Annotated in this window: 16 protein-coding genes; 10 read left to right on the forward strand and 6 right to left on the reverse strand. The window is 65.8% G+C overall.

Translation table 11 applies throughout. The features are described 5' to 3' along the window. Window positions 1–197 precede the first annotated feature (197 nt). Together hslU and hslV are read right to left on the reverse strand one after the other, a co-directional pair. The gene (hslU, locus tag IC232_RS12855) at window positions 198–1,508 is read right to left on the reverse strand and encodes an ATP-dependent protease ATPase subunit HslU (protein ID WP_190845356.1); all 1,311 of its coding nucleotides are present in this window, start codon (window positions 1,506–1,508) and stop codon (window positions 198–200) included. Next, window positions 1,508–2,035 carry an ATP-dependent protease subunit HslV gene (gene hslV / locus IC232_RS12860; RefSeq protein ID WP_190845397.1) on the reverse strand — a complete coding sequence of 176 codons (528 nt, stop codon included), beginning with the start codon at window positions 2,033–2,035 and terminating at the stop codon, window positions 1,508–1,510. The genes hslU and hslV overlap by 1 nt, the downstream gene beginning before the upstream one ends. Window positions 2,036–2,347: 312 nt before the next feature. On the opposite strand from hslV, the gene hisB reads away from it, so the two are divergent. From hisB to IC232_RS12910, 10 genes are all read left to right on the forward strand, one after another. After that, on the forward strand, window positions 2,348–2,935 hold the full coding sequence (gene hisB / locus IC232_RS12865; RefSeq protein ID WP_190845398.1) for an imidazoleglycerol-phosphate dehydratase HisB: 588 nt from the start codon (window positions 2,348–2,350) through the stop codon (window positions 2,933–2,935). A gap of 74 nt (window positions 2,936–3,009) precedes the next feature. Then, window positions 3,010–3,501 (forward strand): DUF2628 domain-containing protein, encoded by a 492-nt coding sequence (locus IC232_RS12870; RefSeq protein ID WP_190845357.1) that lies wholly within the window; start codon window positions 3,010–3,012, stop codon window positions 3,499–3,501. Then, complete coding sequence (gene hisH, locus IC232_RS12875) at window positions 3,498–4,148, forward strand: imidazole glycerol phosphate synthase subunit HisH (RefSeq protein ID WP_190845358.1); 651 nt, start codon at window positions 3,498–3,500, stop codon at window positions 4,146–4,148. The genes IC232_RS12870 and hisH overlap by 4 nt, the downstream gene beginning before the upstream one ends. Then, on the forward strand, window positions 4,136–4,891 hold the full coding sequence (gene hisA, locus IC232_RS12880; protein WP_190845359.1) for a 1-(5-phosphoribosyl)-5-[(5-phosphoribosylamino)methylideneamino]imidazole-4-carboxamide isomerase: 756 nt from the start codon (window positions 4,136–4,138) through the stop codon (window positions 4,889–4,891). Before hisH ends, hisA begins: the two co-directional genes overlap by 13 nt. Window positions 4,892–5,000: 109 nt before the next feature. Then, window positions 5,001–5,807: an imidazole glycerol phosphate synthase subunit HisF gene (hisF, locus tag IC232_RS12885; protein ID WP_190845360.1), complete on the forward strand. Its 807-nt coding sequence runs from the start codon at window positions 5,001–5,003 to the stop codon at window positions 5,805–5,807. Between the two features lie 13 nt (window positions 5,808–5,820). After that, on the forward strand, window positions 5,821–6,570 hold the full coding sequence (gene map / locus IC232_RS12890) for a type I methionyl aminopeptidase (RefSeq protein WP_190845361.1): 750 nt from the start codon (window positions 5,821–5,823) through the stop codon (window positions 6,568–6,570). A gap of 7 nt (window positions 6,571–6,577) precedes the next feature. Then, on the forward strand, window positions 6,578–6,898 hold the full coding sequence (locus IC232_RS12895) for a phosphoribosyl-ATP diphosphatase (protein ID WP_190845362.1): 321 nt from the start codon (window positions 6,578–6,580) through the stop codon (window positions 6,896–6,898). 17 nt (window positions 6,899–6,915) lie between these two features. Continuing rightward, window positions 6,916–7,893: a type I pantothenate kinase gene (gene coaA, locus IC232_RS12900; RefSeq protein WP_190845363.1), complete on the forward strand. Its 978-nt coding sequence runs from the start codon at window positions 6,916–6,918 to the stop codon at window positions 7,891–7,893. A 7-nt stretch (window positions 7,894–7,900) separates the two neighbouring features. Further along, window positions 7,901–8,254 carry a hypothetical protein gene (locus IC232_RS12905; protein ID WP_190845364.1) on the forward strand — a complete coding sequence of 118 codons (354 nt, stop codon included), beginning with the start codon at window positions 7,901–7,903 and terminating at the stop codon, window positions 8,252–8,254. Between the two features lie 53 nt (window positions 8,255–8,307). Then, window positions 8,308–8,829 carry a YidH family protein gene (locus IC232_RS12910; RefSeq protein WP_190845365.1) on the forward strand — a complete coding sequence of 174 codons (522 nt, stop codon included), beginning with the start codon at window positions 8,308–8,310 and terminating at the stop codon, window positions 8,827–8,829. 200 nt (window positions 8,830–9,029) lie between these two features. On the opposite strand, the gene IC232_RS12915 is transcribed toward IC232_RS12910, so the two are convergent. From IC232_RS12915 to IC232_RS12930, 4 genes are all read right to left on the reverse strand, one after another. After that, window positions 9,030–10,031 carry an adenosine kinase gene (locus tag IC232_RS12915; RefSeq protein WP_190845366.1) on the reverse strand — a complete coding sequence of 334 codons (1,002 nt, stop codon included), beginning with the start codon at window positions 10,029–10,031 and terminating at the stop codon, window positions 9,030–9,032. 187 nt (window positions 10,032–10,218) lie between these two features. Next, window positions 10,219–10,635: a helix-turn-helix domain-containing protein gene (locus tag IC232_RS12920; protein WP_190845367.1), complete on the reverse strand. Its 417-nt coding sequence runs from the start codon at window positions 10,633–10,635 to the stop codon at window positions 10,219–10,221. 7 nt (window positions 10,636–10,642) lie between these two features. Further along, complete coding sequence (locus IC232_RS12925) at window positions 10,643–11,209, reverse strand: Smr/MutS family protein (RefSeq protein ID WP_190845368.1); 567 nt, start codon at window positions 11,207–11,209, stop codon at window positions 10,643–10,645. Then, the coding region (locus tag IC232_RS12930; RefSeq protein ID WP_246812178.1) for a 3D domain-containing protein at window positions 11,206–11,582 on the reverse strand (377 nt) is incomplete at its 5' end. The genes IC232_RS12925 and IC232_RS12930, both read right to left, overlap by 4 nt.

Consider the following 11,582-nt stretch of genomic DNA (forward strand, 5'->3'; position numbering starts at 1 on the left):
AGTCGCGAATCAGCGGGGTGGTTCCATACCCCACCTCACTGTCATTCCGGGGCGGCCAAAGGCCGAGCCCGGAATCCATAAACACGGCACCTCAGGAAAGGGCGGGCACCTACACGCTTCTTCTTGGAACGTCAGCGGTTATGGATTCCGGGCTCCGCTGCGCGGCCCCGGAATGACATTTGAGGTTGATCAAAGGATCACAAAATAAACCGGCTCAAATCCGTGTTCTTCGCCAGCTCCTCAACCTCGCGGCGCACGTAAGCGGAGTCGATTTTCACCGTTTCGCCGGAGCGGTCGGGCGCCGTGTAGGACACATCATCGAGCACGCGCTCCAGCACGGTCTGCAGGCGGCGTGCGCCGATGTTCTCGACGGTGTTGTTCACCTCCACGGCCACTTCAGCCAGCGCATCGATGGCATCGTCCGTGAAGACGAGGTCGACGCCTTCCGTCTTCATCAGCGCGACGGATTGCTTGATGAGGCTCGCTTCCGTCTCTGTCAGGATGCGGCGGAAATCCTCGACGGTGAGCGGCGAGAGCTCCACGCGGATCGGCAGGCGGCCCTGCAGCTCGGGCAGCAGGTCGGACGGCTTCGACACGTGGAACGCGCCGGACGCGATGAACAGGATGTGGTCCGTCTTCACCGATCCATATTTCGTCGACACCGTCGTGCCCTCGATCAGCGGCAGCAGATCGCGCTGCACGCCTTCACGCGACACGTCAGCGCCGGTGCGGCCCTCGCGGCCGGCGATCTTGTCGATCTCGTCGAGGAACACGATGCCGTTGTTCTCCACCTGACGCAGGGCCTCCTGCACGATGGCGTCCTGGTCGAGCATCTTGTCGGCCTCTTCCGTGACCAGCGGGTCATAAGCCTCGCGCACGGTGGTGCGGCGCGTCTTGCGCTGGCCGCCGAAGGCCTTGCCGAACATGTCGGAGAGATTGATTGCGCCCACCGATGCGCCGGGCATTCCGGGAATCTCGAACATCGGCATCCCCTGCCCTCCGCCCGATTGCAGCTCGATCTCGATCTCCTTGTCGTCGAGCTCGTTGGCGCGCAGCTTGCGGCGGAAGGAATCGCGCGTGACGGCGCTCGCGGTCGAGCCCACGAGCGCATCGAGCACGCGCTCCTCCGCGGCGATATGCGCCTTCGCCTGCACCTGACGGCGGCGCTCCTCCTTCACGAGGCCGATGCCGATCTCCACGAGGTCGCGCACGATCTGCTCCACGTCGCGGCCCACATAGCCCACTTCCGTGAACTTGGTGGCCTCGACCTTGAGGAACGGCGCTCCCGCGAGCTTGGCGAGACGGCGGGAGATCTCGGTCTTGCCGCAGCCGGTTGGGCCGATCATCAGGATGTTCTTGGGCGCCACTTCCTCGCGCAACGAGCCCTCCAGCTGCTGCCGGCGCCAGCGGTTGCGCAACGCAATGGCGACCGCGCGCTTGGCGTCGTTCTGGCCGACGATGTAGCGGTCGAGTTCGGAAACGATTTCGCGGGGGGAAAAGGTGGTCATTAGCTGTCCAGGGTCTCAATGACGATGTTCGCGTTCGTGTAGACGCAGATTTCGGCCGCAATGCCGAGCGACCGGCGCACGATTGTCTCCGGGTCCATCTCGTATTCGGCGAGCGCTCTTGCTGCCGCGAGCGCGTAGTTGCCGCCGGACCCGATGGCCATGATGCCGTTTTCCGGCTCCAGCACGTCGCCGGCGCCGGAGAGCAGCAGGCCCACCTCCTTGTCGGCTACCAGCATCATGGCTTCCAGGCGGCGCAGATACCGGTCGGTGCGCCAATCCTTGGTGAGTTCGACGCAGGCGCGGGTGAGCTGGCCGGGATATTGCTCGAGCTTGGCCTCGAGGCGCTCGAACAGGGTGAAGGCATCGGCCGTCGAGCCGGCAAAGCCGCCGATCACCCCGCCCTTGGCGAGGCGCCGGACCTTCTTCGCATTGCCCTTCACCACGGTCTGGCCGAGGCTCACCTGCCCGTCTCCGCCGATGACGGTGCGGCCGCCCTTGCGGACCATGAGGATCGTGGTGGCATGCATGCGGGGGGTGGCGTCTTCGGACAAGGCAGGGCTCCGGCGGGAAAGGACGGTCATAAGCAACTCGCGCCTGACAAGCCCACCATAAGCCTCATCCTGAGGAGGCCGTCAGGCCGTCTCGAAGGACGAGGCGTCTCCAGTGCGCTCTGGACCCTCCTTCGAGACGCCGCTTTCGCGGCTCCTCAGGATGAGGGGGTGTTTGGTAGACGCCTGAGCCCTGACTTAATCATTGATCGGCCAAAAGCAACGCGGGTGGCAATTCTCCGCGCTCCTTGCTAGAACGCCTCGTCTCTTGTTCCGCAAAGGATTGTGATGATGCGCTCCGCGAGCGTCAGCCGTCGTACCGCCGAGACCGATATCGCCCTGTCGATCGCCCTCGATGGCACCGGCAAGGCCGAGATCTCCACCGGCGTCGGCTTTCTCGACCACATGCTCGAACTGTTCGCCCGACACGGTCACTTCGACCTCTCCGTGAAGGTGACCGGCGACCTGCATGTGGACCAGCATCATACCACCGAGGACACCGGGATTGCGCTCGGCCAGGCCATCCTGAAGGCGCTTGGCGATAGAAAGGGCATCACACGCTATGCCGATATCCATCTGCCGATGGACGAGACCCTGACGCGCATCGCCCTCGACATTTCGGGCCGTCCCTTCCTGGTGTTCCGCACCACCTTCCCGACGGAGAAGATCGGCGTGTTCGACACCGAGCTGGTGCGCGAGTTCTTCCAGGCCTTCGCCATCCAGTCGGGGCTGACGCTCCACGTGGAAACTCTCTACGGCGAGAACAGCCACCATATTGCCGAGAGCTGCTTCAAAGGCTTGGCACGGGCCTTGCGTCAGGCCGTGGCACTGGACCCAAGGGAAGAGGGCCGCGTTCCCTCCACCAAGGGTACGCTCTAGATCCATCGAGAGACGCCTGTTCGGACGAGACGACTATCGCCGCCTCACCGGACATGGCTTGAGGAAACGTCGCCATGACCACCTATACCCTGCACCTCCCGCGCGATGCGCGGCCGGGTGATCCGAGCGCTTTGGACGAATCCGAGCTGGTGAAGGATGCCTTCTCCTGGGGCGCCTTCTTCTTCACCTTCCTGTGGTTCTTCGTCCATCGCCTGTGGCTCGCCGGCCTTGCGGTGCTGCTTCTGGTGCTGGCCTTCGGCGGCCTCATGGCCGTGCTCGACGTGCATCCGCTCGCCGGCTCCATTGCCCAGCTCCTGCTGCAGAGCCTGATCGGCCTGGAGGCCAACAGCCTGCGGCGCTGGACGCTTTCGCGCCGTGGCCGCCCGGCCGTCGATGCGGTCACAGCCGCCGACCAGGATGAAGCTGAGGCCAAGGCCTTCGCCCGCTGGCTCGATGTGAAGTCGGCACCCCTGCCCCGCAGCCCGGCGCCTTCGCCGATCCTGTCCACCCCGAGGCGGGCCGAGCCTGTGATCGGCCTCTTCCCCGATGCGGAGCGTCCCCGGTGAGCGTCGTCATCATCGACTATGGGTCCGGCAACCTGCACTCCGCCGCTAAGGCTTTCGAGCGGGCAGCCAGGGAGGCAGAGCTTGATCTCTCCATCACGGTCTCGTCCGACCCGAATATGGTCGCCAAGGCCGACCGGATTGTGCTGCCGGGCGTCGGCGCCTTCGCCGATTGCCGTCGCGGCCTCGATTCCGTGCCCGGCATGGTGGAGGTGCTGCAGCGGCGCGTCCATGAGGACAAGCGCCCTTTCTTCGGCATCTGTGTGGGCATGCAGCTCATGGCCACGCGCGGCCTTGAGCATACGACCAGCTATGGTCTCGACTGGATCCACGGCGACGTGAAAGCCATCGAGCCGAGCGACCCGAGCCTGAAGATCCCGCATATGGGCTGGAACACGCTTGAGCTGGCGAAGCCGCATCCGCTCCTCGACGGCATCCCCACCGGACCGGACGGGCTGCACGCCTATTTCGTGCATTCCTATGCCCTGACCCCGGCCGACCCGGCCGATGTGGTCGCCACCACCGATTACGGCGGGCCGGTGACGGCCATCGTCGGGCGCGACAACCTCGTCGGCGCGCAATTCCATCCCGAGAAGAGCCAGGCCCTCGGCCTCAGGCTCATCGCCAATTTCCTGAGGTGGCGCCCGTGATCCTCTATCCTGCCATCGACCTCAAAGAGGGCCTGTGCGTGCGCCTGATCCAGGGCGACATGGACCAGGCCACCGTGTTCAACGACGATCCCGCCGATCAGGCCGCCACCTTCGAGCGCCAGGGCTTCGAATGGCTGCACGTGGTCGATCTCGACGGAGCGTTCGCCGGCAAGCCGATGAATGCGGCGGCGGTCGAAAATATCCTCAAGCGCATCAAAATTCCCGTGCAGCTCGGCGGCGGCATTCGCGACATGAAGACCGTCGAGGGCTGGCTGTCGAAGGGCGTGTCCCGCGTGATCATCGGCACAGCGGCCGTGCGCGATCCCGATTTCGTGCGCGAGGCGGCGCGCCTCCATCCGGGCAAGATCGCGGTGGGCATCGACGCCAAGGACGGGCTCGTGGCCGTGGAGGGCTGGGCCCAGACCTCGACCCTGTCGGCGGAAGAACTCGGGCGCCGCTTCGAGGATGCAGGCGTCGCTGCCATCATCTACACGGACATCGCCCGCGACGGCATCCTCAAGGGCCTCAACTTCCCGATGACCTTAGGATTGGCCCGCGCCGTCTCGATCCCGGTGATCGCCTCGGGGGGCCTCGCCTCCATGGCCGATATCGAGCGCCTCACCCAACCCGACTGCGCCGTGCTCAACGGCGCCATCTCCGGCCGTGCGCTTTATGACGGGCGCATCGACCCGGTTGAGGCGCTGACGCTGCTGAAAAATGTGCCTGTCTCATCCTCCCCTTGAGGGGGAGGGTGGACGCTGCGCGAGCATCTGCAAGCCTCGTGCATCCACCCCATCCCGGACCTCGCGGTCCGACCTTCCCCCTCAAGGGGAAGGTGATTAAGAGTGAACCATGCTGAAAGTGCGTCTCATTCCCTGCCTCGACGTGAAGGACGGGCGCGTCGTGAAGGGCGTGCAGTTCGTCGATCTGGTCGACGCGGGCGATCCGGTGGAAGCCGCCAAGGCCTATGACGCGGCGGGCGCCGACGAGCTCTGCTTCCTCGACATCACGGCCAGCCACGAGGCGAGGGGGATCCTGCTCGACGTGGTGCGGCGCACGGCGGAAGCCTGCTTCATGCCGCTGACCGTTGGTGGCGGCGTGCGGACCGTCGAGGACATCCGCAATCTGCTGCTCGCCGGCGCCGACAAGGTGTCGATCAACACGGCTGCGGTGAAGAATCCGGATTTCGTGCGCGAGGCTTCGGAAAAATTCGGCAACCAATGCATTGTCGTCGCCATCGATGCCAAGAAGGTCTCAGGGGAGGGCGAACCCACGGCTTGGGAGATCTTCACCCATGGCGGCCGCAACGCCACTGGCATCGACGCCATCGCGTTCGCCAAGCAGGTGGCGGCGCTTGGGGCAGGGGAGCTGCTCGTCACCTCCATGGACCGGGACGGCACCAAGGGCGGCTATGACCTCGCGCTCGTGCGCGCCATCGCGGACGCGGTCTCCGTGCCGGTGATCGCGTCGGGCGGCGTCGGCAACCTCGATCACTTGGTTGATGGCGTCGAGAAGGGCCATGCCAGCGCGGTGCTCGCCGCTTCGATTTTCCACTTCGGCACGCATACGATCAGCGAGGCGAAGAGCTATATGGCCGAGAAGGGCCTGAAGATGCGGCTGGATGAGCCGGCGCACAGCGCTTCAAACCGCGCAGCATGAAAGAACTCAGCCCATGACGGTCTCCAACGAGGATGATCTCAACAAGCTCCAGGAGATCGGCAGGATCGTGGCCAATACCCTTGAGGCCATGGCTGCGGCGCTCGAGCCGGGCATGACGACGGCGGAGCTCGACCTGATCGGGCGCAAGCTTCTCGAAAAGGCCGGCGCGCGATCCGGCCCGGAGCTCGTCTATGATTTTCCCGGCGCCACCTGCATCAGCGTGAACGAGGAGGTGGCCCACGGCATTCCCGGTTCCCGACGGATCGAGGCGGGCGATCTCGTCAACATCGACATCTCGGCGGAAAAGAACGGCCTGTTCGCCGATACCGGCGCGTCCTTCGCGGTTCCGCCGATCACGAATGCTACCAAGCGCCTGTGCCGGGACGGCAAGCGCGCCCTATGGATCGGGTTGCGCCAAGTAGGGGCCAACAAGCCGATTGCGGGGATCGGCCAGGCCATCGGACAATTTGCGGAGAAGAACGGCTATACCCTGGTGCGGAATCTCGCGAGCCACGGCATCGGCCATTCCCTGCACGAGGAGCCGAAGGAAATTTCGACTTGGCCCGACCGCTCGGAGCGCCGGATCATGAACGAGGGCTTGGTCTTCACCGTCGAGCCCTTCCTGTCCCTGGGGGCGGAATGGGCCGAGGACGGCGACGATCCCTGGACCCTGTTCAGCGAGCCGCGCGCGCCGACCGTCCAGTACGAGCACACCGTCGTTGCCACCCGCAACGGCCCCCTTGTCGTCACCCTGCCGGGCTAGTTCACCCATGACCTCCTTCACGCTCAACGATCTCGCCCGCATCGTGGCCGAACGTGCTGCGGCGCCCGAAACCGAGTCCTATACGGCCAAGCTCATCGGCGGTGGCCCGGCGAAAGCCGCCAAGAAGCTCGGCGAGGAGGCGGTGGAAGCGGTGATCGCGGCCGTGCAGGGCAATCGCGAAAACCTCACGGCCGAGGCCGCTGACGTGCTGTATCATCTTTTGGTCGTGTTGCAGGGCGCGGATATTCCTCTAAGTGACGTGATGGCCGAACTGGAGCGCCGCACGGCGCAATCGGGGCTTGCGGAAAAGGCCGCGCGCAAACCCTAAAACGAGAGGTGGTTCGCATGGACCAGCCCAACGTGGTTTCCGCCGTCGAAAACGATGACGGGCTGTCGCCCTACCGGGTCTTCTCCCGCGACGAATGGGCCAAGCTGCGGGCAGACGCGCCCATGACGCTCACCGCCGACGAGGTGGTGCAGCTGCAATCCCTCAACGATCCGATCTCGCTGGACGAGGTGGCGGCGATCTACCTGCCGCTCTCGCGCCTGCTCTCCCTTTACGTTGCAGCCACGCAAGGCCTGTTCAAGGCGACCCAGCGCTTCCTGCTCGCCGAGAAGGACGCCAAGGTGCCCTACATCATCGGCGTGGCGGGCTCGGTGGCGGTGGGCAAGTCCACCACGGCCCGCGTGCTGAAAGCTTTGCTCGCCCGCTGGCCCAACACCCCGAAGGTGGACCTCGTCACCACGGACGGCTTTCTCCTGCCCAACGCCGAGCTGACCCGGCTTGGCCTCATGGAGCGCAAAGGCTTCCCGGAGAGCTACGACACCGGCAAGCTCCTGCACTTCCTGGCCGACATCAAGGCCGGCAAGCGCAACGTGAAGGCGCCGCTCTATTCCCACCTCGTCTACGACGTGGTGCCCGGCGAGGAAACCACTGTCGACCGGCCTGACATCCTCATCGTCGAGGGGCTCAACGTGCTCCAGCCGGCGCGCATGCCCAAGGACGGCACGGCCATTCCCTTCGTGTCCGACTTTTTCGACTTCTCGGTCTATATCGACGCCGACGAGGCCGACCTGCACCGCTGGTACGTGAACCGGTTCCTGCGCCTGCGCCACACCGCATTCCGCGATCCGCTCTCCTATTTCCGGCGCTATGCGGAACTGCCCGAGGCGGAGGCGATCGGCATCGCCGAGGGCCTGTGGAACCGCATCAACCTGCTGAACCTGCAGGAGAACATCGTGCCAACGCGCCAGCGCGCGAGCCTGATCCTGAAGAAGGGTGCGAGCCACCGGATCGAGACGGTGGCGCTGCGACGGCTGTGAGCCCGGCATGAAACCCTTTGCCAAGGGGCTGGCCGTTCTCAATATCCTGGCCTTTGTCGAGACGGCTCTGGCCATTTGGCTCCTCGAACGGCGCTCTGCCGTCGAGATGTTCGATGTCGCAACCTATGTGGGATTGGGCATGGGTGGGCTCGGAGCCCTCATGTTCTTCGGCTCGACCACCGGTTCGAGTGCATCCATGGGGATCGCCGCCAGTGTCGCGGATCAACCGAGCCGGATCATGGACGCGCTTTGGGGAGATAGAACCTCGGCTATCTCGACAGGAGCCCTGTTCGTTCTCGGCAGCATCAGCTGGCTCGCAATCGCGTGGCTGCTTGCCATGCTGGCCGGCACAGCCACCTGAAGCCAACCATTTCGCAATCTTAAGCGTTGAGCCTTCGAAAGTTCGGAGGATGCATGGCCACGCAGCCCGTCGACGAGAAACTTAAACGCAGCGCCGAGCACGCGCAGGAAGCGGCCGAGCAGACCCAGGAGGCCGCAGAGAGCACGCAGGAAGCGGCGGAGCACACGCAGGCTGCGGCTAAGACCACCGCCGTTGCCAGCGTGCAGATGAAGGACAGCGCCGACCGGCGCACGGAACTGGCCGCCAACCGCACGGTGTTCGCCGCCGAGCGCACCTATGCGGCCTGGGTGCGCACCGGCCTTGCCGCGCTCGCCTCCGGCATCGGCGCGCAGAAGCTGCTCGCGGGCGTGGTGCCGGACTGGATGATCATCTCCACCGGCTCGGTGCTGATCCTGTTCAGCGCCTTCTGCTTCGCCTCCGCCGTCTGGCGTCAGATTTTCACCGGCTCCCAGCCGCCGCACCCGGACGTGCAGCGCATCCCGCCGTTCCTGCTCGTGCTGTTCAACGGGTTTCTTGCGCTCGTCTCGCTCGCGGCCCTGTTTGGGCTGTGGTTCGGGCGGACGGGTGGGGGTTAGAGCCTTTTGCCGCAAGCTCTTACCTCATCCTGAGGAGCAGACGCAGTCTGCGTCTCGAAGGAGGGATCCAGAGAGCACTGGAAGCTCCTTCGAGACGGATTGCTGGCGCAATTCTCCTCAGGATGAGGGCGGAGGGAGTCTCGATGCATTCAAGACGTGATGGCCGGGACAAGCGCGGCCATGACGGGGAGGGTGGCCCCTTACCTCAGCAAACCCTGCTGCTCGGCCATTTCCTTGAGGCTTACCTGCGGGCGGGCGCCGAGGTGGCTGATGATCTCGGCGGCGGCCAATCCCCCGAGGCGGGCGCAGTCGGTGAGATCCAGGTTCTTCACGAGGCCGGCCAGGAAGCCGGAGGCGAAGAGGTCGCCCGCGCCGGTGGTGTCGACCACGCGCTCCACGGGGAAGGCCGGCACGGCCCTGGTCTCGCCGCCGCTGACGATCAGCGCGCCGTCCGCCGAGCGGGTGATGGCGCCGAGCACGTTTTCTTCACGTAGCGCCGCAAGCGCGGTGTCGGCATCCGAGGTGCCGTAAAGGCTCTGCAATTCGTGGATGTTGGCGAAGAGGATGTCGAGGCTGCCGTCGCGCATGAGGCCCAAAAACTCGTCGCGGTAGCGGTCGACGCAGAAGGCGTCGGACAGGGTCAGCGCCACCTTGTTGCCGGCCTCGTGAGCGATCTTCACGGCCTTGCGGAAGGCTTCCTTGGCGGCCGGCGGATCCCAGAGATAGCCTTCGAGATAAACGATCGAGGACGCGCGCACCGTGTCCGGGTTCACGTCGTCCGGGGTGAGGTTCTGGCAGGCGCCGAGATAGGTGTTCATGGTGCGCTCGCCGTCCGGCGTCACCAGGATGAAGCTGCGGGCGGTAGCCGGTCCGTCCTGCGCCGGCGTCACGTCATAATGCACGTCGATGGCCTTGAGATCGTGAGCGAAGAGCTTGCCCGTCTCGTCGTTCTTCACCTTGCCGATGAAGCCGGCCTTCACCCCAAAGGAGGCGACGCCCGCAGCCGTGTTGGCCCCGGAGCCACCTGACACGATGATGGCCGGTCCCATATCGCCATAGAGCTCCTCGGCGCGCGCCTCGTCGATGAGCTGCATGGCGCCCTTGTGCACCTTCTTCTGCAGCAGGAAGGCCTCGTCCGTATGGGCGAGCACGTCAACGATGGCGTTGCCGAGGGTGAGAACGTCGATGCGGGTCTGGGACATAGGCCACCGGGTTTGTGAAAGACGGGGGGCTTTCGCATCCGGGGCAGGGGAGGTCAAGGGCTGGGGCCATTCTCCCTCTCCCGTACGGGAGAGGGTCGGGGTGAGGGAAGGCCGGTGCCGGAGACGATGCTGCGCGTGGCGTGCTGCAGCGGAGATGACTGCGCTAGGCGGGTGAAGCCGCACGCCCTCACCCCTGCCCCTCTCCCGCCCGGGAGAGGGGAGGCTCCGTGGCAACCTTCCGCTCCCGCTCCTGCGCTTCATCGAGCACCACCATCATCCGGTCGAGTTCGTCCGGGGTCAGGCCGCGGATCTCCCGCGCCAGGCGGTTGGCCAGCAGCGTCGCCTTCGAGTCGGTGTTGGCCGTGTCGATCTTCACCCGGGGGTCGGAGAGGTCGGCCAGCCGCGTGAGTTCGTCGGCCTCGTCCCAGATGATGTGGAAATACTGCAGCACGCCCTGAATGAGCGTCCAGGTGGGCTTGCCGCGCTCGCCGCGCTCCAGGGCCGACAGATAGGCGCTCGATACGCCCAAGTGAGCCGCCATGTCCTTCAACATGCGCCCGCGCTCCTGGCGCAGCTGCCGCACCCGTTCACCGAAGGGAGTCATCCGTTCGTCATCCCACACTCCGCCGCCGGCGGAGCCTGACATACAGTGCACCGGATCCGCCATGCTGGGGAGAGGCCTCCTCGAAGCCGATCACCAGGTGGCGCAGGTCGGGCAGGCGCAGCCAGTGCGGCACCATACGGCGCAACACGCCGCGCTCCTCGAACAGGCCGCTGCTGACCGCCGCACCGCCCTTGCCGGTGATCACCAGAACGAGGGCATGGCCGGAGCCCTGCGCGCGATGCAGGAAGCCGAGCAGGGCGAAATGCGCTTCCTCCTGGCGCATCCCATGCAGGTCGATGACGCTGTCCACGTCCTTGCGGCCCCGACGCAAGGCCTGGAGCGTCTTGCGCTCCACGGGAGCCATAGGGGGCAGGGCAGGTTTCGCGGGCTGGAGAGGGGGCAGGGCAGGCGGGAGCTTCGCCGTCACCGGGCTAGGGGCCGTGGCGGGTTTGTCGTCGGGCTCCGGCTCGGGCGGCAGGGCCTTGCCCTGCATGGGCTTCACATGCCGGGCCACATGGGACCAGAGCCGCTTCTCCTCGGGGCTGAGCTGGCGGGTGCGGCTTTTGCGGGTCATGAACGGGGTTTGGGCTGCAGAACCACGAAGCGCACGAGATGGCGCAGAAGCCCGGCGCGTCGGCCCGCCTCCTCGCCGCTGCCGAAGAAGAAGTCGCCCCTGGCCGGTCCGACGATGGCCGAGCCCGTATCCTGCGCGATCATGAGCCGTTGGAGCGGCTCCGCCTCGTTGAGCGTCAGCGGCAATTGCCCGTCGAGCCAGACCGGCAGGCCATAGACCCAGAGAGAGCGGTCGACGGCGAGGCTCCGGCCGGGCACGAGCGGGTGGCCGGCCCCGCCGATGGGCCCATCGGCGGCCGCCAACTCCGCGGCCTCGCGGAAGAAGATGTAGGATTGGTTCTGCCGCATCAGGGCCTTGGCCGGACCCGGATGAC

This window comes from Microvirga sp. (assembly GCF_014699075.1).
GTDB lineage: Bacteria > Pseudomonadota > Alphaproteobacteria > Rhizobiales > Beijerinckiaceae > Microvirga.

Bases quoted from the DNA above. Each gene is read 5' to 3' on its own strand.
- hslU (WP_190845356.1), bottom strand. From the start codon at position 1,508: ATGACCACCTTTTCCCCCCGCGAAATCGTTTCCGAACTCGACCGCTAC.
- hslV (WP_190845397.1), bottom strand. From the start codon at position 2,035: ATGCATGCCACCACGATCCTCATGGTCCGCAAGGGCGGCCGCACCGTC.
- hisB (WP_190845398.1), top strand. From the start codon at position 2,348: ATGCGCTCCGCGAGCGTCAGCCGTCGTACCGCCGAGACCGATATCGCC.
- IC232_RS12870 (WP_190845357.1), top strand. From the start codon at position 3,010: ATGACCACCTATACCCTGCACCTCCCGCGCGATGCGCGGCCGGGTGAT.
- hisF (WP_190845360.1), top strand. From the start codon at position 5,001: ATGCTGAAAGTGCGTCTCATTCCCTGCCTCGACGTGAAGGACGGGCGC.
- map (WP_190845361.1), top strand. From the start codon at position 5,821: ATGACGGTCTCCAACGAGGATGATCTCAACAAGCTCCAGGAGATCGGC.
- IC232_RS12895 (WP_190845362.1), top strand. From the start codon at position 6,578: ATGACCTCCTTCACGCTCAACGATCTCGCCCGCATCGTGGCCGAACGT.
- coaA (WP_190845363.1), top strand. From the start codon at position 6,916: ATGGACCAGCCCAACGTGGTTTCCGCCGTCGAAAACGATGACGGGCTG.
- IC232_RS12905 (WP_190845364.1), top strand. From the start codon at position 7,901: ATGAAACCCTTTGCCAAGGGGCTGGCCGTTCTCAATATCCTGGCCTTT.
- IC232_RS12910 (WP_190845365.1), top strand. From the start codon at position 8,308: ATGGCCACGCAGCCCGTCGACGAGAAACTTAAACGCAGCGCCGAGCAC.
- IC232_RS12915 (WP_190845366.1), bottom strand. From the start codon at position 10,031: ATGTCCCAGACCCGCATCGACGTTCTCACCCTCGGCAACGCCATCGTT.
- IC232_RS12920 (WP_190845367.1), bottom strand. From the start codon at position 10,635: ATGACTCCCTTCGGTGAACGGGTGCGGCAGCTGCGCCAGGAGCGCGGG.
- IC232_RS12925 (WP_190845368.1), bottom strand. From the start codon at position 11,209: ATGACCCGCAAAAGCCGCACCCGCCAGCTCAGCCCCGAGGAGAAGCGG.